This is a genomic window from Methylobacterium sp. 174MFSha1.1, assembly GCF_900116815.1.
GTDB lineage: Bacteria > Pseudomonadota > Alphaproteobacteria > Rhizobiales > Beijerinckiaceae > Methylobacterium.
On the sequence record NZ_FPCB01000004.1, the window covers coordinates 12,615 to 33,457 of the forward strand.

20 protein-coding genes are annotated in these 20,843 nt (G+C 72.2%); 7 read left to right on the forward strand and 13 right to left on the reverse strand.

Annotated elements, in window-relative coordinates; translation table 11 throughout:
- Positions 1 to 2 precede the first annotated feature (2 nt).
- From soxX to BM430_RS00095, 5 genes are read right to left on the reverse strand one after another with little or no spacing between them, the layout of a single operon-like run.
- Positions 3 to 434, reverse strand: a complete 432-nt coding sequence (soxX, locus tag BM430_RS00075) for a sulfur oxidation c-type cytochrome SoxX (protein WP_093564098.1) — start codon at positions 432 to 434, stop codon at positions 3 to 5.
- The gene (locus BM430_RS00080) at positions 431 to 1,687 is read right to left on the reverse strand and encodes an NAD(P)/FAD-dependent oxidoreductase (protein ID WP_093564100.1); all 1,257 of its coding nucleotides are present in this window, start codon (positions 1,685 to 1,687) and stop codon (positions 431 to 433) included. The genes soxX and BM430_RS00080 overlap by 4 nt, the downstream gene beginning before the upstream one ends.
- Positions 1,684 to 1,953, reverse strand: coding sequence for a c-type cytochrome (locus BM430_RS00085; protein WP_093564102.1), 270 nt, complete (start codon positions 1,951 to 1,953; stop codon positions 1,684 to 1,686). Before BM430_RS00085 ends, BM430_RS00080 begins: the two co-directional genes overlap by 4 nt.
- A complete protein-coding gene (locus BM430_RS00090) occupies positions 1,950 to 4,133 on the reverse strand; it encodes a xanthine dehydrogenase family protein molybdopterin-binding subunit (protein ID WP_093564104.1) in 2,184 nt (727 codons plus the stop codon). The genes BM430_RS00085 and BM430_RS00090 overlap by 4 nt, the downstream gene beginning before the upstream one ends.
- A gap of 12 nt (positions 4,134 to 4,145) precedes the next feature.
- Positions 4,146 to 4,613, reverse strand: coding sequence for a (2Fe-2S)-binding protein (locus BM430_RS00095; RefSeq protein ID WP_093564106.1), 468 nt, complete (start codon positions 4,611 to 4,613; stop codon positions 4,146 to 4,148).
- Positions 4,614 to 4,765: 152 nt separating this feature from the next.
- Here BM430_RS00095 and BM430_RS00100 point away from each other — a divergent pair, with 152 nt between their 5' ends.
- Complete coding sequence (locus BM430_RS00100) at positions 4,766 to 5,050, forward strand: Uma2 family endonuclease (protein WP_093564108.1); 285 nt, start codon at positions 4,766 to 4,768, stop codon at positions 5,048 to 5,050.
- Between the two features lie 298 nt (positions 5,051 to 5,348).
- Here the strand turns inward: BM430_RS00100 and BM430_RS00105 are convergent, their stop codons facing one another.
- The 3 genes from BM430_RS00105 to BM430_RS00115 all read right to left on the reverse strand — a co-directional run bounded on the left by BM430_RS00105 (position 5,349) and on the right by BM430_RS00115 (position 10,313).
- Positions 5,349 to 7,223 carry a M23 family metallopeptidase gene (locus tag BM430_RS00105; RefSeq protein WP_093564110.1) on the reverse strand — a complete coding sequence of 625 codons (1,875 nt, stop codon included), beginning with the start codon at positions 7,221 to 7,223 and terminating at the stop codon, positions 5,349 to 5,351.
- An 83-nt stretch (positions 7,224 to 7,306) separates the two neighbouring features.
- Complete coding sequence (gene scpA, locus BM430_RS00110; protein ID WP_093564112.1) at positions 7,307 to 9,469, reverse strand: methylmalonyl-CoA mutase; 2,163 nt, start codon at positions 9,467 to 9,469, stop codon at positions 7,307 to 7,309.
- A 166-nt stretch (positions 9,470 to 9,635) separates the two neighbouring features.
- On the reverse strand, positions 9,636 to 10,313 hold the full coding sequence (locus BM430_RS00115; RefSeq protein ID WP_093564114.1) for a TetR/AcrR family transcriptional regulator: 678 nt from the start codon (positions 10,311 to 10,313) through the stop codon (positions 9,636 to 9,638).
- Positions 10,314 to 10,341: 28 nt separating this feature from the next.
- Between BM430_RS00115 and BM430_RS00120 the strand changes: the two genes are divergently transcribed.
- On the forward strand, positions 10,342 to 11,022 hold the full coding sequence (locus tag BM430_RS00120) for an O-methyltransferase (RefSeq protein WP_244539233.1): 681 nt from the start codon (positions 10,342 to 10,344) through the stop codon (positions 11,020 to 11,022).
- Positions 11,023 to 11,089: 67 nt separating this feature from the next.
- On the opposite strand, the gene BM430_RS00125 is transcribed toward BM430_RS00120, so the two are convergent.
- Positions 11,090 to 11,428: a hypothetical protein gene (locus tag BM430_RS00125; protein ID WP_093564118.1), complete on the reverse strand. Its 339-nt coding sequence runs from the start codon at positions 11,426 to 11,428 to the stop codon at positions 11,090 to 11,092.
- 48 nt (positions 11,429 to 11,476) lie between these two features.
- Between BM430_RS00125 and BM430_RS00130 the strand changes: the two genes are divergently transcribed.
- The 4 genes from BM430_RS00130 (at position 11,477) to BM430_RS00145 (ending at position 14,395) form a co-directional block, all read left to right on the forward strand.
- Positions 11,477 to 12,463, forward strand: coding sequence for a DUF817 domain-containing protein (locus tag BM430_RS00130; RefSeq protein WP_093564120.1), 987 nt, complete (start codon positions 11,477 to 11,479; stop codon positions 12,461 to 12,463).
- A gap of 8 nt (positions 12,464 to 12,471) precedes the next feature.
- Positions 12,472 to 13,590, forward strand: coding sequence for a S1C family serine protease (locus tag BM430_RS00135; protein ID WP_093564122.1), 1,119 nt, complete (start codon positions 12,472 to 12,474; stop codon positions 13,588 to 13,590).
- Positions 13,591 to 13,655: 65 nt separating this feature from the next.
- Positions 13,656 to 13,913 (forward strand): hypothetical protein, encoded by a 258-nt coding sequence (locus BM430_RS00140; RefSeq protein ID WP_093564124.1) that lies wholly within the window; start codon positions 13,656 to 13,658, stop codon positions 13,911 to 13,913.
- A 125-nt stretch (positions 13,914 to 14,038) separates the two neighbouring features.
- The gene (locus tag BM430_RS00145) at positions 14,039 to 14,395 is read left to right on the forward strand and encodes a hypothetical protein (RefSeq protein ID WP_093564126.1); all 357 of its coding nucleotides are present in this window, start codon (positions 14,039 to 14,041) and stop codon (positions 14,393 to 14,395) included.
- On the opposite strand, the gene BM430_RS00150 is transcribed toward BM430_RS00145, so the two are convergent.
- Positions 14,301 to 15,710 (reverse strand): flavin monoamine oxidase family protein, encoded by a 1,410-nt coding sequence (locus tag BM430_RS00150; protein ID WP_093564128.1) that lies wholly within the window; start codon positions 15,708 to 15,710, stop codon positions 14,301 to 14,303. The two genes, BM430_RS00145 and BM430_RS00150, sit on opposite strands and share 95 nt — an antisense overlap.
- Before the next feature lie 273 nt (positions 15,711 to 15,983).
- Here BM430_RS00150 and BM430_RS00155 point away from each other — a divergent pair, with 273 nt between their 5' ends.
- On the forward strand, positions 15,984 to 18,266 hold the full coding sequence (locus tag BM430_RS00155; protein ID WP_093564130.1) for a PAS domain-containing protein: 2,283 nt from the start codon (positions 15,984 to 15,986) through the stop codon (positions 18,264 to 18,266).
- A gap of 42 nt (positions 18,267 to 18,308) precedes the next feature.
- On the opposite strand, the gene BM430_RS00160 is transcribed toward BM430_RS00155, so the two are convergent.
- From BM430_RS00160 to carA, 3 genes are all read right to left on the reverse strand, one after another.
- Positions 18,309 to 19,001 (reverse strand): class I SAM-dependent methyltransferase, encoded by a 693-nt coding sequence (locus tag BM430_RS00160; RefSeq protein ID WP_093564132.1) that lies wholly within the window; start codon positions 18,999 to 19,001, stop codon positions 18,309 to 18,311.
- An 11-nt stretch (positions 19,002 to 19,012) separates the two neighbouring features.
- Complete coding sequence (locus BM430_RS00165) at positions 19,013 to 19,384, reverse strand: hypothetical protein (RefSeq protein ID WP_093564134.1); 372 nt, start codon at positions 19,382 to 19,384, stop codon at positions 19,013 to 19,015.
- A 137-nt stretch (positions 19,385 to 19,521) separates the two neighbouring features.
- Positions 19,522 to 20,736, reverse strand: a complete 1,215-nt coding sequence (gene carA, locus BM430_RS00170; protein ID WP_093564136.1) for a glutamine-hydrolyzing carbamoyl-phosphate synthase small subunit — start codon at positions 20,734 to 20,736, stop codon at positions 19,522 to 19,524.
- Positions 20,737 to 20,843 lie beyond the last annotated feature (107 nt).

The following is a 20,843-nucleotide window of genomic DNA, read 5'->3' on the forward strand; positions in this document are numbered from 1 at the left end:
CGTCATGGCGTCGCTTGCCCTCCCTTCAGGGTGACGAGATAGGCGATCACGTCCTCGATCTCGCCCGCCTCCAGCACCGGCCGGCCGCGCCAGGCGCTCGCCACCCGCGTGCCGTCGGTCCGGTAGTAGGAGGGCATCAGGGTCGCGGGGTTCAAGACCCGCCCGTCGACGAGCCGCAGGCGCAATCGGCCCTCCGAGAGCCGTGCCCCGATCTCGGACAGGTCCGGTCCGAGATCGCCCGCCGGGGCGCTGCCGCCGAGGCCGGTATGGCAGAGCGGGCACAGGCCCTTGCGGGTGTCGGTGGCGATCGCCCGGCCGCGGCCCGCGTCCCCGGTCCGGCCGTCGAGCGGCAGGGGGATCGCGTCGCCGACGATCGTCACCGGTGCGAGCGCGGTCTGGGTGAGGGCGAGGAGCACGGCGAGGCCCCGCCTCACCCGAACACCGCGGCGGTGATCGTCCGGTACCAATCCTCGGCGTAGGCCGCTTCCTGCTGCCGCACCGTGTCGGGCGCGTCGACCGGGCTGGTGCCGCCGGCGCCCTCGACATCGGCCAGCACCCCCTTGTCCGGGTGGTACACCCCGGCGACCGAGATGCCGTAGCCCGGCGCGACGAGGCTGTAGCAGGTGTTGATCAGCTTCGGGTCAGCCGGCGTCCGCCCGGCGAGGAGGTCGGTCAGGGCCTCGGCGCAGACCTTGGCTTGCGCGTTGGCCGCGAAGGCGGATTTCGGCATCGCCCCGGCGATGGCCGCGTCGCCGATCACGTGGATCCGCGGCACGAGGCGCGATTCGAAGGTGACGGGGTCGATCGGGCACCAGCCCGAGCGGTCGGCGACGCCGGCCTGCGTCGCGATCGGGGCCGCCCGCTGGGGCGGGATGATGCAGGCGAGATCGGCCTTGTAGGTCTCGAAATCTGTGGCGACGGTCATCGCGGCCGGATCGACCGCGGTGACCTGGCCGCCGGCCGCGAGCGGCACGTATTCGAGGAGGCCGGGATAGAGCGCCTTCCAGGCCTGCTCGAACAGCTTCTGCTTCGAGAACGTGTCCTTGGCGTCGAGCACGATCAGCTTGGCGCGGGGCTTGTGCGTCTTGAGGTAGTACGCGATCAGGCTCGCCCGCTCGTAGGGCCCGGGCGGGCAGCGATAGGGATTGCCCGGCACCGACAGCACCACCGTGCCGCCCTCCGGCAGAGCGGCGAGCTTTTGGGCGAGCCGCTCGGTCTGAGCGCCGGCCTTCCAGGCATGGGGCATCACCTCGGCGGCGGCCGCGTCGTAGCCCGGCAGGGCGTCGAAGCGGAGCGCGATGCCGGGCGAGAGGATCAGCCGGTCGTAATCGAGCGTCCGGCCGTCGGCGAGGCGAACCTGCCGGGCCGCGCCATCGACCGCCTCGGCGCTGGTCCGCGCGATCGTGATGCCGTTCGCCCGCAACCCCTCGTAACCGAAGGCTTGCGCCGACAGGGGCCGCAGACCGGCGATCACCTCGTTGCTGAACGGGCAGGCCCAGTAGGTTTCCGCCGGCTCGACCAGGGTGACGTCGAGGCCCGCCCGGTGCAGTACCCGCGCCGCCGTGGCGCCGCCGAACCCACCGCCGATGACCACGACATTCCCCCGCGCGCCCTGCGCGAGAGCGGGGCGGGGGAGGGCGGTGGCGGCGAGCCCTGCCAGCACCGCACGGCGACCGATCCCGCTCATTGGCCACCCCCCGCAAGGTAATCGGCAATCGCCCGGCTCTCGGACTCCGAGAAACCCTTGGCGATGCGGTTCATCACCGTCGCCGGCCGGGCGCCCGACCGGAAGGCGGCGAGCGAGGCCGCAATGTCCTCGGCCGAGCGACCGCTGAGGCTCGGCACCGCCCCACCCGGGGCGCCGTGGCACCCCGAGCAGGACGAGGCCCCCGGCGGCGAGGCCGCCGCCGCCGGGGTCGCGGCGAGCAGGAGGAGAAGGATCCCCGCCCTCACGCGCGCTTCAGGTCCGTGTGGCTCGCCGGGATCTGGCGCACCCGCTTGCCGGTGGCGGCGAAGACCGCGTTGAGCACGGCGGGGGCCGCGACCGCGATCGTCGGCTCGCCGACGCCGCCGATGAACCCGCCGGACGGCATCAGGATCGCCTCCACCGCCGGCATCTCGTCGAGGCGCAGCACCGGGTAGGAATCGAAGTTGGTCTGCTCGATGCGCCCGTCCTTCACCGTGCACTCGCCGTAGAGCGCCGCCGACAACCCGTAGACGAAGGAGCCGGCGACCTGCGCCTCGATCTGCTGCGGGTTGACCGCGATGCCCGGATCGGTGGCGGCGACGATGCGGTGCACCTTGATCTTGCCGTCGTCACCGACCGACACTTCCGCCGCCGCCGCGACGTAGCTGCCGAAGCCCATGATCTGGGCGAGGCCCCGGTGCACGCCGGCCGGGGGCTTGGTGTCCCAGCCGATCCGCTCGGCGACCGCGTTCAGCACCGCCAGGTGCTTGGGGTGCTTCTCCATCAGCTTGCGCCGGAAGGCGAGCGGATCCTGGCCCGCGGCGTGCGCCACCTCGTCGAGGAAGCATTCGAGGTAGATCGCGTTCGGGTTGGTGTTCACCCCGCGCCAGAAGCCCGGGATGATCGGCGGGTTGCGCATCGCGTGGTCGATGAGGAGGTTCGGGATCGTGTAGCCGATCGCCGCCTCCGCCCCGCCGGGATTGAGACCCTGGAACACCACCGGGTCCTTGCCGTCGGGCGCCAGCCGTCCGGGGATGATGCCGGCCAGGATCGACTGTCCGGAGATCCGCATGTGCAGGCCGGTGAGGTTGCCGCTCTCGTCCAGCGCCGCGCGCATCCGGCACTGGGTGACCGGATGGTAGCGGCCGTGGGTCATGTCCTCCTCGCGGGTCCAGATCAGCTTGACCGGGGTCCCGGGGAGTTCCTTCGCGATCAGCACCGCCTGGCGCACCCAGTCGTGGGTGGCCCCGCGCCGGCCGAAGCCGCCGCCGAGATGGATCTTGTAGACGTCGCATTGCCGCGCCGAGAGGCCGGACGCCTCCGCCGCCGCGGCGAGCGCCGCCTCGCCGTTCTGGGTCGGGGTCCAGACCTCGCAGCGTTCCGGCGTCCAGCGCGCCGTGGCGTTCATCGGCTCCATCGTGGCGTGGTTCTGGAACGGGTAGGCGTAGGTCGCCTCGACCACCTTGGCGGCGCCCTTCAGCGCGCCCGCCGCATCGCCCGCCTTGTTGCCGACGAAGGCCTCCGGCGCGTCCAGCCCCTCCTTCAGCATCGCGGCGATCGTCTCGCTCGACACCTTGGCGTTCGGCCCCTCGTCCCAGACGATCGGCAGCGCCTCGACGGCGGTCTTGGCCCGCCAGAACGTGTCGGCGACGACGGCCACGGCGCTGTCGCCGACCCGCACCACCTTGCGCACGCCGGGCATCTTCTCCACGGCGGAGGCATCGACGCTCTTCACCGTGCCGCCGACTACCGGGCAATCGCGGATCGCGGCGTTGAGCATCCCCGGAAGCTTGAGGTCGATGCCGTAGACCTGCGAGCCGTCGGTCTTCTCGACCGTGTCGAGGCGCTTCACCGGCTTGCCGGCGATGATCCAATCCTTCGGATCCTTGAGGGGGACGTCCTTCGGGGGCTCCATCTTGCCGGCGGCGGCCGCGACCTTGCCGAAGGTGGTGGAACGGCCCGATCCCGGATGGCTGATCGTGCCGCGCTCGACCCGGCACTCGCCGGGCGGCACGTTCCACTCTTGCGCGGCGGCTGCGACCAGCATGGTGCGGGCGGCGGCCCCGCCCTGGCGCACCGCGACGTAGGATTCGCGGATGCCGCGGCTGCCGCCGGTGGAGAAGTCGCCCCAGGCGCGGCCGCGGGCGAGGTTCTGGCCCGGGGTCGGGTACTCGGTCGTGACCCGGTTCCAGTCGCAGCCGAGCTCTTCGGCCACGAGCTGGGCGAGGCCGGTCAGCGTGCCCTGGCCCATCTCCGAGCGGGCGATGCGGACCACCACGGTCTCGTCCGGGCGCACCACCACCCAGGCGTTGATCTCTGGCGTGGCCGCCGGGGAGGCGGCCTCGGCGAAGGGCAGGTCGAAGCCCAGCGCCAGGCCCCCGGCCGCGGCGGCGGAGCCGGCGAGGAAGAAGCGGCGCGACAGGGCGGGGGAGGCGGTATGCGTCATCGGAGCCTCCCGTCAGCCGCGGCCGGTCTCGCCGCCCTGGGCGGCGAGGTTGATGCCGGCAAGCACCCGGTTGTAGGTGCCGCAGCGGCAGATGTTGGTGATCTCCTGGCGGATGTCGGCCTCGCTGGGCTTGGGCTTCTGTGCCAGCAGGGCGGCGGCGGCCATGATCATGCCGGACTGGCAGAAGCCGCATTGCGGCACGTCGAGCGCGGCCCAGGCCTTCTGCACCGGGTGCGAGCGGTCGGCGCTCAGGCCCTCGATGGTGACGATCTGCTGGTTCGGCTCGACCGCCGAGACGGGGAGCGAGCAGGAGCGCACCGCCTGCCCGTCGATATGGACCGTGCAGGCGCCGCACTGGGCGATGCCGCAGCCGTACTTGGTGCCGGTGAGGCCGACCTGCTCGCGGATCACCCACAGCAGCGGCGTATCGGGCTCCGCCTCGACCTCGCGCACGGAGCCGTTCACGTTCAGGCGTATCATGGGCGCTTCCGTTCGTTGGGCTGATTTGGGGGCGGCCGCGTGGGGTGGCGCCGTCGGGCCGTTGGTTCGCACCTTGTAGCGATACCAATGTCGAAGCGGCCGGCTGTGTCTGTCAATTGACGGATGCGCGAGCGGGGTGTGGGCAACCACCGATGGCGTGCTCTCGCGCACATCGTCTGATAGGCTCGTCGCTGTCCGACGCCGCGAGCCGCGATGGCCCTTCACGTTACGACCGGGGCCGCAAGGCGGCGCTCTATGCGCGGCATGGCGTGCGGGAATACTGGGTGATCGACGCGCAGGAGCGTGGTGCCTGGATGCGCCGGAGGCCGGCGGAAGGCGTCTATCGCGATGTTGCGGAGCTGTCCCGGGCCGCGACCTTGCGGCCGGAGGCAGAAGAGCTGGTGGCGATCACGGTGCCGCTCGCCGACCTCGGGTGAAGAATTTTCAAGATAACCGCGGGTTTCTCCCTCCCCCCTCTGCGGGGGAGGGTGCCCGGCGGAGCCGGGCGGGAGAGGGGCAGCGCGACGTTGAAGGACGTGGCGCCGTCATCATGGTCGCGACATCTCCGGAAGCGGCTTCCCCTCTCCCGGCTCGCTTACGCTCGCCACCCTCCTCCGCAGAGGGGGGAGGGAAAAGCATGCGCCATTTCTTTCCCCGGACAGCCTTTTGCTTACGGGGAATGGAGGCGTGCCAACCGTGGCGCGGACTCATCGACGGCGCTTGCGGTTAGCCCCCTCACGTCCGCTCCGCCACCGTCTTGCCCCCGTGCTTCTGACGCAGGGCGTCGATCTGCTCCTCCGCCTGGCGGAAGGCGGCGAGGGTCGGGCCGGTCAGCTCGCGGGCGCTCGGCAGGCGGATCTTCATCGGGTCGACGAAGCGGCCGTTGATCGCGACCTCGTAGTGGACGTGCGGGCCGGTCGAGAGGCCGGTGGTGCCGACCGCGCCGATCACCTGGCCGAGGCGGACGCGAGCGCCCGGCGCGATGCCGCGGGCGATCCGCGCCATGTGGTTGTAGGCGGTGGTGTAGCCGTTGGCGTGCTGGATCTCGACCCGGTTGCCGTAGCCGGAGCGCGCGCCCGCCGACACGATGGTGCCGTCGCCGGTCGCCATGATCGGCGTGCCGCGGGTCGCCGCCCAGTCGACGCCGTTATGCGGCCGGGAATAGCCGAGGATCGGGTGCAGGCGGAGACCGAAGGGCGACGAGATCCGCCCCTCGGCCACCGGCCGGCGCATCAGGAACTTCTGGCTCGAGCGGCCGGTCGGGTCGAGGTAGTCGACCTCGGACGAGCCCGGCACCCGGTAGCGGTAGAGGCCGTAGGTCTCGTCGTGGACGCGCAAGGCCACGTAGAGCAATTCCGGCTTTGCATCCTCGTCCTCGGTGAAGAACAATTCGGCCCGGTCGCCCGGGGTGGTGCGCTGCTGCAGGTCGGTGGAGGTCGCCAGCGCCATGACCATCTCCTCGATGATCGGGCGCGGCACGCCGTTCTTGAGCGCGGTGCCGTACAGGCTCTCGTAGAGGGTGACCCCGGCTTCCTCGTCGTCGTCCCGCGCAGCGCCCGGCCGGGGCGGCGCCACCGAGACGAAGCCGCCGCGGTCGTTGGCCGCGACGATCTCCTGGATGCCGTCCTCGCCGTAGAGGGTGACCCGGGCGATGCCGCGGCGCTCGGGGGTGCGGCCGTCGCCCTCCGGCGCGATCAGGAGCCGCACGTGCTGGCCCTCCGCCAGGTCGTCGCGCGCATGCGGGCTGAGCGCCCCCAACAGGGCGGCGAGCCGCGCCGGCTCGGCGCCGTTGCGCTTGAGGAGATCCGCGAGGCTCTGGTCCTTGGCGAGCACGAGGTCGCGCTCCTCGACCAGCCGCGCGCCGTCCCCGCCGGTGCCGGTCTCGGCGATCTCGGTCAGGTTCTCGGGGAGGATCCGGACCTCGATGTTGCGGAAGCGCGCCTCCAGCCCGGGATCGTCGGGGAGCGCTGCCGGCCTCAAGGCCCGGGAGAGCAGGCGCTCGGCCGGGAAGGCCGGCGGCAGCGTCCCGCCGGCGAGCGTCTGGGTCTCGGCCACCAGGGAATCGACCTCGGCGTCGCTGAGGGCCGGCGCGTCGTCCTCGACCGTTGCCTGGCTCAGCGGGCTGCGCACCAGGGTCACGGCGGTCTCGGCCGGGTCCGAATCGCCCTCGGGGGCGGCCGGCGCCTCGATCCGGGCGCTGCGCAGGGGATCGAAGGGCGGCACCGGGACGTCGGGTGCGCGCAGGGGCAGTTCGGTGGCGATCTGCACGTAGGCGTGGACGCGGATCACCTCGCGCTCGCCGGCGCGCTCGGTCATCGGCGCCTTGAAGGCAGTCTTGGCCGCCACGATCATCTCGTCGCGCACCAGCCGGTCGCCCTTGCGGGCGACGTCGCCGGCCGCGCCCTCGCCGTGGGGCGGCAGCGCCCGCTCCGGCGCCGTCGCCACCACGCCGTCGGCGGCGGCGAGGTAGAGCGCGACGCCGATCAGCCCGGCGCCGGTGATGCCGGTGAGCAGGCTGCCGGCGAGCCAGCGCAGGTTGAGGGCCTGCCGCGGCGGCCGCGACGCGGCGGCGGTGCCGGAGAGGGAAGGCGCGTCGACGAAAGCGGACAACGAATCGGCCCTGGACTAAGGCGGGTGAGGATGGTCCGCCTAGGCGCCGAAACCGTGACCGTTTTGAGACGAGAAGCCCCCCGCTACTCCGCCGCCGCGCGCGGCGCGTAGCCGAGCCGCCCGTTCAGCTCGGCGATCAGCTCGGCCGCGGCCTCGGCGATGACGGTGCCGGGCGGGAAGATCGCCGAGGCGCCGGCCTGGCGGAGCGCCGCGAAGTCGCCCGGCGGGATCACGCCGCCGACGACGATCATCACGTCGGGCCGGCCGGCCTCGTCGAGGGCGCGCTTCAACTCCGGAACCAGGGTGAGATGCCCGGCGGCGAGCGACGAGACGCCGACGATGTGGACGTCGTTCTCCACCGCCTGGCGCGCCGCCTCCTCGGGGGTGGCGAAGAGCGGGCCGATATCGACGTCGAAGCCGAGATCGGCGAAGGCCGAGGCGATCACCTTCTGGCCGCGGTCGTGCCCGTCCTGGCCCATCTTGGCGACGAGGATGCGGGGGCGGCGCCCATCCGCCTCCTCGAAGGTCTCGACCAGCCCGCGCACCCGCTCGACCGCCGCCGACATGCCGCCCATCTCCCGCTTGTAGACGCCCGAGATCGCCCGGATCTCGGCCCGGTGCCGGCCCCAGGCCCGCTCCAAAGCCTCCGAGATCTCGCCGACCGTGGCCTTGGCCCGCGCCGCCTCGACGGCGAGCGCTAGGAGGTTGCCGCTGCCCTTGGCCGCCTCAGTGAGGGCCGCGAGCCGGGCTTCCACCGCCTGTCCGTCGCGCTCGGCGCGCAGGCGCTTGAGCTTGTCGATCTGGAGTGTGCGGACGTTGCCGTTGTCGACGCGCAGCAGGTCGATCGCCCGGTCGCCGTCCGGCTTGTAGCGGTTGACGCCGACGATGACCTGCTGGCCCGAATCGATCCGCGCCTGGGTGCGGGCCGCCGCCTCCTCGATGCGCAGCTTCGGGATGCCGGCCTCGATGGCCTTCGCCATGCCGCCTAAGGCCTCGACCTCGCGGATATGGGCCGAGGCCCGGGCGACGAGGTCCTGGGTCAGCCGCTCGACGTAGTAGGAGCCGCCCCACGGATCGATGATCCGGGTCGTGCCGCTCTCCTGCTGCAGGAAGAGCTGGGTGTTGCGGGCGATGCGGGCCGAGAAGTCGGTGGGGAGCGCCAGCGCCTCGTCCAGCGCGTTGGTGTGCAGCGACTGGGTGCCGCCTTGCGTCGCCGCCATCGCCTCGAGGCAGGTACGGGTGACGTTGTTGAACACGTCCTGGGCGGTCAGCGACCAGCCGCTCGTCTGCGAGTGGGTGCGCAGGGCCAGGGACTTGTCGGATTTCGGCGAGAAGTCCTTGACCAGGGAGGCCCAGAGCAGGCGCGCCGCCCGCATCTTGGCCACCTCCATGAAGAAGTTCATCCCGATCGCCCAGAAGAACGACAGGCGCGGGGCGAACTTGTCGATGTCGAGCCCCGCCGCCATCCCGGCGCGGATGTACTCGACGCCGTCGGCCAGCGTGTAGGCGAGCTCGAGGTCCTGCGTCGCTCCGGCCTCCTGCATGTGGTAGCCGGAGATCGAGATCGAGTTGAACTTCGGCATGTGGGCCGAGGTATAGCCGAAGATGTCCGAGATGATCCGCATCGACCCGGCCGGCGGGTAGATGTAGGTGTTGCGGACCATGAACTCCTTGAGGATGTCGTTCTGGATCGTGCCGGCGAGCTTTTCGGGCGGCACGCCCTGCTCCTCGGCCGCGACGATGTAGAGGGCGAGCACCGGCAGGACCGCGCCGTTCATCGTCATCGACACGGTCATCTGGTCGAGGGGGATGCCCGAGAACAGCGTCCGCATGTCGTAGATCGAATCGATCGCGACGCCCGCCATGCCGACATCGCCCGAGACCCGCGGGTGGTCGGAATCGTAGCCGCGGTGCGTCGCGAGGTCGAAGGCGACCGAGAGCCCCTTCTGCCCGGCGGCGAGGTTGCGGCGGTAGAAGGCGTTCGAATCCTCCGCCGTGGAGAAGCCGGCATATTGCCGGATCGTCCAGGGCTGGGTCGCGTACATGGTCGGGTAGGGGCCGCGCAGGAACGGCGCGATGCCCGGATACGAGCCGGCGAGGTCGAGCCCCTCGCGGTCCTGCGGGCCGTAGGCCGCCTTCACCGGGATCCCCTCGGGGGTCATCCACGGCTCGGCGGCGGCCGCCGCGGGGCTGGCGCCTGCGGCCGGCGCGAAGGCGATTTCCGAGAAATCCGGGATGCGGGTCATCGGCCTGCGGCTCTCGTTGCTGGCGTTCCTTGATCAGGACTTATAGGGGCGGGTGCCGCTGCGGCCAATGGGAGGAAGGTGGGTCCTTCACGAAACGGCCGCGGGGACGCGACCGGTCCCCGATCAACCCCTGTTCGCAGACAGCTGGGACCGACACGCGCGGCGGTCACTCGGAGAGCGCGAGCAGGGTCCGGGTGATGCGCGTGACGAGCGGGTCGCCGGCCGCTTCGCCGCGGCTCCGCGCGGTGTCGGTCAGGGCGCGCGCGACGGCGCAGAGGTCGTCGGCGAGGGCGTCCGCCCGGTCCGCGGCGTCGCAACCGTGATGTGCGAGGTAGCCGGCCAGGCTCGCTGTCAGTGCGGCCTGGACCACGGCGTGATCCGCGTCGAGCGCAAGCTCGTCCTCGAGCCGGTCGAGGGTCGCGGCCAGGCGCGGGCGGCGGATGTCGCCGGCGAGGGCGGCCTCGACGATCCGGCGCAGCCCGACGTGACGCGGCTCGCGCCGCGCCCGGATCGCCGCCTCGCCGACCGCGACGACCAGTGCCTCGCGCAACCTCCGGCTGAGGGCGGCCACCACCGCGTCCCGGCCGTCGAAATACTGGTAGAGCGTCCCGATGCTGACCCCCGCCCGCTCGGCGATGGCGTTGGTGCTGGTCGGCCGGCCGGTCTCCAGAAGCTGAGCGGACGCCTCCAGAATGGCGTCGATCGTGGCGCCGGCGCGGGCCTGAACCGGCCATTTCCGCTGCGGCAGACGCAGCGTCCGGTCTCGGCGGAAAATGCGAGTGACGCCGCCGGGCAGCGTGCCGCTAGGCTCGGACCACCCTGCCGCTGCCTCGGGTCCCGTCATGACACCTGCCCCCGAAAGTCCCGCCCTCTTGCGTCCGATCTTCCCCGCACCGCTCCAGGCCCTGCTCGACCGGCTGTATACCGAGGCTGTCCGGACCGATCCCGGCCTGCGGCAGGCCGCCCGGGACCGCGGGCTGTCGCATGACGGCCAGCCGGACTTCTACGCTGCGATGGCGAAGGCGGCGATGCCGGTGACCCCGGATTTCGGGGCGCTCCTCTCCATTCTGATCCGGATTACGGGCGCGCGCCACGTGGTCGAGTTCGGCACGTCGTTCGGCCTGTCCACGCTCTGCATCGCCGCGGCCCTGCGCGAGAATGGCGGCGGCCGGATCGTGACGACGGAATTCCTACCCGAGAAGGCGAGCCGGGCGCGGGCGCATTTCGTCGAGGCCGGCCTGGACGACCTGATCGAGCTGCGCGTTGGCGACGCGCGGGAGACCCTGGCGCGCGACCTGCCGGACCCGGTGGATCTCCTGCTGCTCGATGCCGCCAAGGATGCCTACGGCGACGTCCTCCGCCTCGTCGAGAAGCGGTTTCGTAGCGGAAGCTTGGTCGTCAGCGACCGGGCGGATCTCGACGGCGACGACGGCGGACGGGCGGCCGATTACCTCGCGACGATCCGCGACCCAGCCAACGGCTACCGCATGGCGGAGATCGCCACCTCGGCCTTGGGCCTGCGCTTCTCCCACGACCTCGCGGTGCGGCTGTGAGCGCGTGGGCCCGTCCAGGATGGCGGTCCCGCAGAAGGCCGCGGGGGGGTCTGAGGTCGACAACGCCTCAGCGTCCTCCGTCGTCCCCCGCCACCCGGCCGCGGGCCCGCGCCCGGACCCAGTCGCGCCGCCGCTGGGCGGCCTTCGATTCGGCCGCCTCCCGCTCCGCCGGCACGGTGGCGTAGAAATCCGCGACCGCGGCGCCGCCATGGATGCGCTGGCCGCGGCCGGCCTCGTCTCGCAGCCGCCAGCAGCCGAGCGCCTGGCGCTCGCCGTCGCCCCGGGCGCGGGTGCAGGCCTCCACCCGGCTGTCGCGGGGCGAGGCGGCGGCGCTGCCCGCAAGCGCCAAGAGCGCGAGCGAGCCGAGGAGGAGGGCGCGAGGGGACAGCGACGGCTTGCGGAGCATTCCGGACCTTTCGTATGGGGAGGGCTCCAAGCGTAGAGACCCGCGCCCATGCCTGCAACCTTACCGGGTCCCCGGCCGGACAGCGCCGCGCGGCTCTGGGCGCCGCTCGCGCGGTTCTCCGCCCTGGACGCGCGCCTCGGCGACGCGGCGCAGGCCCGCGGCCCGGTCGCCGCCGGCCTCTACGAGTTCCTGCGCTTCGGCGTGAAGCAGGGCTGGGCCTGCCTGTTCGGCGGGGCGCTGTGCGGGCTGATGATCGTCACCTACCTGGCCTATCCGGCCGGTGTGCCGCTCGCTCGCTACGATGTCCTGACCCTCGCGGCGGTGGCGATCCAGGTCGCGATGCTGGCCTTGCGCCTCGAGACCTGGGAGGAGGCCCGGGTCATCCTGGTCTTCCACCTCGTCGGCACCGCGATGGAGCTGTACAAGACCCGGATGGGCTCCTGGCTCTACCCCGAGCCGAGCTGGCTTCGCCTCGGCGGCGTGCCGCTGTTCAGCGGCTTCCTCTATGCCAGCGTCGGCTCCTACCTCGCCCGGGTGTGGCGCCTGTTCGACTTCCGCTTCACCCGGCACCCGCCGCTCTGGACCCTCGTCGTCCTGTCGCTGGCGATCTACCTCAACTTCTTCACCCAGCACGTCGTGACCGACCTGCGCCTCGGGCTGTTCGCGGCGGCGATCGCCCTGTTCGGCCCGGCGACCGTCCATTTCCGGGTCTGGCGGGTGCATCGGCGCATGCCGCTGCTGCTGGGCCTCGTTCTCGTCACCCTGTTCATCTGGATCGCCGAGAACATCGGCACGGCGACGCGCGGCTGGATCTACCCGCACCAGGCCGCCGGCTGGGCGGCGGTGTCGCCGCAGAAATTCGGCTCGTGGTTCCTTCTGATGATCATCTCCTACACGCTGGTCGCCCTGGTGAGCCGGCCCAAAGTGTTCGGCAAGCCGTCCGCCACCGCCGGCGCCGCCCCGAGCGCGGCCATTGACGCGAGGCCCGCCCGGCCCACTTCCCCGCCAGCGCCAGCTGGTTCCCTTCCGGAGTAACGACGACGGTGCCCGATCGCTTCCTGCGGGTCGCCCTGACCGCCGCCCTGGTGCTGCTCGCGCTGTTCGTGGCGCAGCCCTACGTCACGAGCCTGCTGTTCTCCGCCGACGCGCCCCGGGCGGTGACGGCGCGGGGCGACCTCTCGCAGGCCGAGGCCTCGACCGTGGCGCTGTTCGAGCGCGCGGCGCCGTCGGTGGTCTACGTCTTCGCCCGGGCGCAGCAGGGCGCGGTGTCGTTCGACCCCGAGACCGGCGAGCGCCGGCAGGGCGGGGGAGAGCAGACCGGCTCGGGCTTCGTCTGGGACGCGGCCGGCCACATCGTCACCAACAACCACGTCATCCAGGGCGGCGGCGACATCCAGGTCCGGCTCTCCACCGGCGAGGTGGTGCCCGCGACCGTGGCCGGCACCGACCCGAACTACGACCTGGCGGTGCTGAAGCTCGGCCGCGTCAGCGCCGCCCCGCCGCCGATCGCCATCGGCACCTCCGGCGACCTCAAGGTCGGGCAGTTCACCTACGCCATCGGCAATCCCTTCGGCCTCGACCATACCCTGACGACCGGGGTGGTGAGCGCGCTCCAGCGCCGGCTGCCGACCGCCGAGGGGCGGGAATTGTCGGGCGTGATCCAGACCGACGCGGCGATCAACCCGGGCAATTCCGGCGGGCCGCTGCTCGATTCCGCCGGGCGGCTGATCGGCGTCAACACGGCGATCTTCTCGCCGTCGGGCGCCAGCGCCGGCATCGGCTTCGCCATTCCGGTCGACGTGGTCAACCGGGTGGTGCCGAACCTGATCCGCACCGGCCGCACCCCCAACCCGGGCATCGGCATCGTGGCGGCGAGCGAGGAGGCGGCAGCAAGGCTCGGCATCAACGGCCTCGTGGTGGTGCGGGTGCTGCCGGGCTCGCCCGCCGCCCAGGCCGGGCTCCAGGGCGTCGATCCGGGGACGGGCGAACTCGGCGACATCATCATGGGGGTGAACGGCCGCCCGGTGCGGCGGCTGGCCGACCTCACCGCCGCGCTCGAGGCCTCCGGCGTCGGCAGCCGCGTGACGCTCCAGGTCGAGCGCGACGGGCGGGCGATCACCCTCGCGGTCACCCCGGCGGATATGGGCCAGCGCCGGCGCTGAAAGCGTCTGTCGCGCCGGAGGTATCGAGCCGCTATCCTGACCCCGACCGCTCGGAGCCCGACCCCGTGACCGCACGCCTCCTCGCCGCCCTCGTCCTCGCGGCCGCCGCCCTGCCGGCCGCGGCCGGCGAGCGCGCCGCCCGGCCCCGCCTGTGCCCGCAGGACGCTCCGCCCGGCGTCCGCCTGCCCGACCGGCCCGAATGCCGCGAGGCGCCCCCGGCTCCGGTCCGCGCCGCGGCCCCGGGCTTCATCGATCTCGGCAACGGCACCTCGCTGCGGGTCAGCGGCCGGGCCGCCTACGAGGTCGGCTACACGGGACGCTGAGCCCCGGGGAAACCTCGCTTCCCCCTCGGTCGCGATCCGGGCCGAATCGCCCGTCCGTGACCTGCCCTGCCGGAACCCTCCCGGCCTTCCCCGCATTCGCTCCCCGAGCCGAGAGGGAGGGCGCGATGATCCTGGCAGCCTGCGAGGGCCGGCACTGGCAGTACGAGATCGTCGAGCATGCCGACGGCTACGTCGTGCGGATGCGCGACCTCGACACCGGCGACATCGAGGAGGACGGCGCCACGATCTTCCGCACCATGCCGGTCGCCTTCGCCTTCGCCGAGATGTCCGCCGCCTTCGACCGCTTCACCGCCTCGACCGAGGACGAGCCGGACGACGCCCAGACGGCGACCGACTTCGCGGTGAGCGAGCAGGTCTTCTGCGATCTCAGCAGCCGCCTGTGCGATGGCGGGGTCGCCGGCAGCCTAGTCCAGGCCTGGGAGCGCCGGCCGGCGGACGGACCGCGGCTGACGTTGCATTGATCCGATCCGGATCCTCACGACCCGAGCCGCTTGAGCACGTCCCGCGCCGCCCGCTCGCCCCGCCCACCGTCATCGCGCCGCCCCCGGCCAAGGCCTCGCCGGAGAGGAAGATCCGCTCCCCCACCGGCACCCGCAGGGCCTCGCGGGCGGCAAGGTGACCGGGCCGCGCGATCGAGTAGCTGCCGTGGGAATACGGATCTGTCCACCAGGCGGCGAGGCGGCCTCCGGTGATCGCGGCACGGATACCGGCGCCGAAGACGCTCACCAGATGGTCGGTCGCCACGCTCAAGGCCGCCGCCTCGCCGGCCTCGCACAGGGCGCGGGCGCCGTCGCCGCCGCAATGGAGCACCGCCAGGGGTTTCCCGAACGGCTGCATCTCCAGGTAGGCGGTGAGGCCGGGCGTGCCGCTCTGCAGGATCACCGCGTCGCGGAGGTCTTGAGCGCTCAGCCGGGTCACGTCGAGGGCGAGCCCGATCTTGGTGTAGGCGCCCATCGTCAGCCCCGCCACGGCCTCAGCGGTCGCCGCCGGCAGGTCGGGGGTGAAGCGAAGCGACCCTGACGCCAGCACGCCGACCGGCACCGTCACTACGGCGCAGGCCGCCCGCAGGGTGCCGCGCGGCGTCTCGACGGCGACGCCCGGGCCGCGCCAGTCGATCCCCGTCGCGGGCGTGTCCAGCCGCACCGGCAGGTCGGCGTAGTGGCCCGCCACCAGGGCGCCGTAGCCGTCGACCCAGATGTCGTCGCCGGACCAGAGCTGGTCGTAATCGGCGGTCGAGACCCGGTCCGGCTCCTCGCCGAGGGTGAGGCGGGTGAGCCCGGTGGCGGCGGCCCGCGCCGCCTCGTCCTCGCCCGCCACGGCCTGCGCCACCGAGCGGTCCGGCCCGGCCGGATGGTCGAGCAGCGCGCTCACCCGGCCGAAGCCCGACCGGCGCTGGCGCCGCTCCGTCTCGCTCGCCCGGACGCCGTCCTTCACCAGCACCGGCCACGGGCTGGTGGCGTCGTCGGAGGTGCGCACGCGCGCCGCCAGCGCGATCTCGCGCCACGGGTTGCGCTCCGCCCAGTGCACGTATTGCCCGCCGGCATCGAAGCTGCGCCCCGGCCCGAGCGCCGTCTCGGTGAAGGCCCGTCCGCCGATGCGGGGGCGCGCCTCCAGCACCACGACGCTGTGGCCGCTCCGCCGGATCGCCGCGGCCGCCGCGAGGCCGGCCGCGCCCGCGCCGATCACCGCGACGTCGGCATCCGTCGCGGCACGCGCGCGGGTGGAGGCGGCAAGCATTGCAGCGCCGGCCAGGAGGGAGCGACGCGACAGCGTCATTCCGGGTCTCCGTATGGGTTCGTCCGTGTCGTCTCACCTCGGCGGAGGAGGGGCATCGGCAAGGCTCGCGCGGCGAAATATCGCTCGGCCGGCCGCGTCGGCCCCTCCTTGCGGGATCCGGCGCGGCAGGGTGGCGACCGGGCATCCCGATGGCCGCGACGGGAGGACAGCGGCTGCCGGTCGCCATGGGGCGGTCCGCTATTCCGCTCCCGGCTCACGAGTAGACTAACATTTATCAATTGACTTGGGCAATCGGTCTTGTGTCTTGACGACATGCTGCAAACACAAGATCGATGGCCGCACGGCAATGGCGAAATCGCCGCGCTCATCCGCTCTTTCGACTGGGCCTCGACCTCTCTGGGGCCGATCGCGCGGTGGCCGCAGAGTCTGAGGACCATCGTCGATCTGATGCTCCGGTCGCCCAGCATGATGAGCCTCGTCTGGGGAGATGAGGCGATCCACCTCTACAACGACCGCTTCACGGATCTGCTCAAGGAGCATCGCGTCCGCGCCCTGGGGCGCCCGGCCCACGAGACGTTCGCCCGCTCACGTGGTGTGTTCGCCGCCGACCTCGCAGCCGGCATGGCCGGAGACTCGGCGCGGCTCGTCGGCCAACGCTATCCCGTCCTGCGGAACGGCTGCCTGGAGGATGCCTGGTTCGATGTCGACTACGTGCCTGTCCACGACGAGACCGGGCGGGTGGCCGGTGTTCTCTGGACGCTCAAGGAGACGACGGCACAGCACCTGGCGGAGCAGGCCCTTCGGGCGAGCGCTGCGCGGCACCGCCTCCTGATCGAGAGCTGGACGCAGGCGGTGTGGGAGACGGATGCCGACGGCCGCGTCGTCGCCGACAGCTCGAGCTGGCGGGCCTATACCGGCCAGACCGTGGAGGAGTGGCTCGGCTACGGGTGGCTGGACGCGATCCATCCCGACGACCGGGCCTATGCCGAGCGGCAGTGGCGGGAGGCGATCGCCGCTCGCGGGCAGGTGAACGCCGAGTTCCGCGTGCGCGCGCCCGACGGCGGCTGGCGCTGGACCAACGTCCGCGCGGCTCCGGTCCTCGATGCAGGCGGCGCCATCGAGAAATGGATCGGGGCGAACATCGACATCGACGAGCGCAAGCAGGCCGAGGCGGCGTTGCGCGAGAGCGAGAAACGCTTCCGGCAGTTCGCCAAGGCGTCCGCCGCCGGCCTCTGGATCAGAAACGCGGACACGCTCGCGATGGAGTTCGCGAGCCCCGCCCTCGCGACGATCTACGGCGCGGACGAGGATGCCTTGCTCGGCGACGCGACACGTTGGGCCGCGATGATCGTGCCCGAAGACCGCGAGGTCGCCTTGAGCCATCTGGAGGCGGCCCGCACCGGCGAGGTGTCCATTCACGAGTTCCGCATCCGGCGGCCCTCGGACGGCGCCTTCCGCTGGATCAGGAACACCGACTTCCCCTTCGACGATGACGGCCGCATCCCGCGCATCGGCGGCATCGCCGAGGACGTGACCGAGGCCAGGCTCGCCGCCGAGCACGCCTCCGTGCTGATGGCCGAACTCCAGCACCGGGTGCGCAACATCATGGCGATGATCCGCTCGGTGACGCGGCGCACCGGCGAGCGGGCTGCCAGCGTGCCGGACTACACCGAGTTGCTGATGGGCCGCCTGCTCGCCCTCGCCCGGGTGCAGGCGCTGCTCACCCGCGCGGCGAATGTCAGCGTCGGATTCGCCGGCATCGTGCACGACGAGGTGAGCGTCCAGGCGCAGCACGAGGGGCAGTACGACCTCGACGGGCCGGATGTCGCGCTCTCTCCCAAGGCCGCGGAGGTGCTGACGCTGGCCGTGCACGAACTGGCGACCAACGCCTTGAAGTATGGCGCCCTGTCCGTCGCGGACGGCAAGGTCACGGTCCGGTGGTCCGTCGTCGAGACGCGCGGCAGCCCCTGGCTCGTCTTCGACTGGATCGAGGAAGGAGCCCCCGAGCGTCCGCCGCCGACCCGGGATACGCCCCGCCGCCGCGGCTTCGGCAGCGAGCTGATCGAGGCGCGCGTCCCCTACGAGCTGCGCGGGCGCGGCCGGGTGACGATCGAGCCCGGGGGCGCACACTGTCATTTGGAGTTCCCCCTCAAGGGGGGCGCCAGCATCCTGGAGACGGGTGCGCCGCAACGTATGACGGTCTTCGGAGGAGCGCTCGACATGACGGACGGACCGGATCTCAAGGGTCGCCGTGTCCTGGTGGTGGAAGACGACTTCTATCTCGCGACGGATGCCGCGCGGGCCCTGCAGGGCGCCGGCGCGGAGGTCGTCGGCCCGTGCGCGAGCGAGGAGGATGCGCGCGCGGAACTGGACGAGCGGCGTCCCGATGCCGTGGTGGTCGACATCAATCTCGGCGGAGGTCCATCGTTCAAGCTGGCCGAGACGCTGAAGGACAGCGGCATCCCGTTCGTGTTCACGACCGGGTACGATGCCGAGGCGATTCCGGCCGAATTCGCCGGTATCGAGCGGTTGGAGAAGCCGTTTCCGCTCCGGCAGATCGTCGGTGCCGTCGCGAGGCTGACGACGGCCGCGTAGCCCGGAGCGGACCGGACGGCGAGGCCCGTCTCGAGTCCTGGCTCAGACCCTGGCCGAGAACGCCATCCGCCCCTGGTTGTGCCCGAGGTTGCGCGGCATCCGCTCCGCCGCGAAGCCGGCGGCCGCGAGCCGGTCCAGCATCCCGGTCTCGCTGTAGCGCGCGAGCCCGAGCCGCCGGCGCAAGCTGCGGTAATCCGACACCAGGGTCCGGGCGAGGCCGAGGAGCGCCGCCGGCAGAAAGCCGTCGCGCCGGGCGAAGGCGAGAAGGGCGGCCGCATCCGCGAAGGCGCCGAGATGCGGCGGGATCACGTCGGCGAGGATCAGGCGGCCGCCGGGCCGCAGCAGGCGGCGCCAGTCGCTGAGGCAGGCGTCGAGTTCGGCCGCCGTGAGGTACTGTGCCAGGGAATTCGCCACCACGAGGTCGAGGCTCGCCGGCGGCAGCGCCGCGACCTCGTCGGGCGACAGGACGGCGATCGCCGGGTTCCCGGAGAAGCGCCGGGTCAGCGCCTCGCGCTGGCGCGGGGAGGCGTCGCAGAGGAGGAGCCGGCCGCACAGCCCGGCGACGTGGTCGGCGGACAGGGCCTCGCCGCAACCGTGGTCGAGGACGACTGCGTCCGGATGCGGCACCAGGGCGGCGATGTCTTTCGCCAGCCCGGCATAGTGCCGGGCCTTGTGGCGCGCATTGACGTAGATCGGGGTGTCGCGGTCCCAGAACTCGCGCCAGGAGGTGACCACCCGGACCGCGCTCAGCCGCCGATCAGCAGGACCGAGACGGCCCGGTCGATCGAGAGGTAGAACACCGCGAAGGCGACGAGGGAGGCCAGCGCGAACTCGGCGGCGTCGTTCGGCAGGGCGCGCAGCTCGCGCAGGGTCTCGCGGCCGTAGAGGGCGCCGAGCCAGGCCAGGGTCAGCACCACCGGCATCGCGAACAGGAACGACCAGGTGCTCTCGACCCGGCTCGCCATCGGGTCCATCAGCGCGCGGATGTTGCGCACCCACGGCGCCTGGGTCGCGGCGGCCAGCGTGGTCACCCAGGCCAGCCCCACGGCGATGCCGAGATGGGTGGTGAAGGTGCGGTGCAGGCGCGAGAAGCTGTCGGTCGCGGCGTGGTCGGTCACTGGGCAAGCCCCGAATTCGCGGCCCCGCGACGATCGTTCATCGTCGTCGCTCCAGGGCGGTGGACGGCCGAGAGAATCGACCGCGAGTTCGGGTTTTTTGTGGCTGCGGCCGGAACCGGCCGCAACCTTTTTCGGAGTTACGCGTTGCTGCCTTTCGTCTCGCGCATGAGGCTGACGAAACGGTCGAACAGGTAGTGGCTGTCCTGCGGGCCCGGCGAGGCCTCCGGATGGTGCTGGACCGAGAAGGCCGGACAGTCGGTGAGCGACAGGCCGCAATTCGAGCCGTCGAACAGCGAGACGTGGGTCTCGACCGCGTTCCCGGGCAGGCTCTTGGGGTCCACCGCGAAGCCGTGGTTCATCGAGACGATCTCGACCTTGCCGGTGGTGTGGTCCTTCACCGGGTGGTTGGCGCCGTGATGGCCCTGGCTCATCTTCACCGTGCGGCCGCCGAGCGCGAGGCCCATCAGCTGGTGCCCGAGGCAGATGCCGAAGGTCGGGACCTTCTGGTCGAGGAGGGCGCGGATCACCGGCACGGCGTATTCGCCGGTCGCCGCCGGGTCGCCCGGGCCGTTCGACAGGAAGACGCCGTCGGGCTTGAGCGCCAGCACCTCTTCGGCGCTCGCGGTGGCCGGCACGACGGTGACGTCGCAGCCCGCCTTGGCGAGCAGGCGCAGGATGTTGCGCTTCACGCCGTAATCGATCGCCACGACCTTCAGGCCCTCGCCCGCAGGCCGGCTGCCGTAGCCGGCGGGGTGCTGCCACACGGTCTGGCCCCAGGTGGTGGAGGCCTTGCTCGTCACCGGCGGCACGAGATCGAGGCCCTCCATCGGCGGCAGCGACGCGGCCTTGGCCTTCAGCGCCTCGCGATCGAAGCGGCCGGCCGGGTCGTTCGCCAGGATGGCGTTCGGCATGCCGCGGTCGCGGATGAGCGCGGTCAGCGCGCGGGTGTCGACGCCGGTGATGCCGACGATGCCGCGGGCCTTCAGCCAGCCATCGAGGTGGCGCGCGGAGCGCCAGTTGGACGGGTTGGTCACGGCCGAGGCGATCACCGCGCCGCGCACGCCGGAGGCGGGGGCGTCGTCGAGGCTCTCGAGGTCCTCGTCGTTGGTGCCGACATTGCCGATGTGGGGGAAGGTGAAGGTGACGATCTGCCCGGCATAGGACGGATCGGTCAGGATCTCCTGGTAGCCGGTCATCGCGGTGTTGAAGCAGACCTCGCCGGCGGCCTCGCCGGTGGCACCGATGCCGAAACCCTCCAGGACCGTGCCGTCGGCGAGCACCAGGAGGGCGGTCGCGACGGGCTCGGCCCAGCCTTCGGGTTGCGCGGGGGCGGCCGCGTCGTCTTGCAGCATGATCGTGAACTCGCTTATGTCGCGGCCGGGCACGGCCGACGGGCGCGGCCGGCTGTTTACGAGGCCGGCGGCGGCCCGGTCAATCTGGGGATGCCCCGGTATCCCCT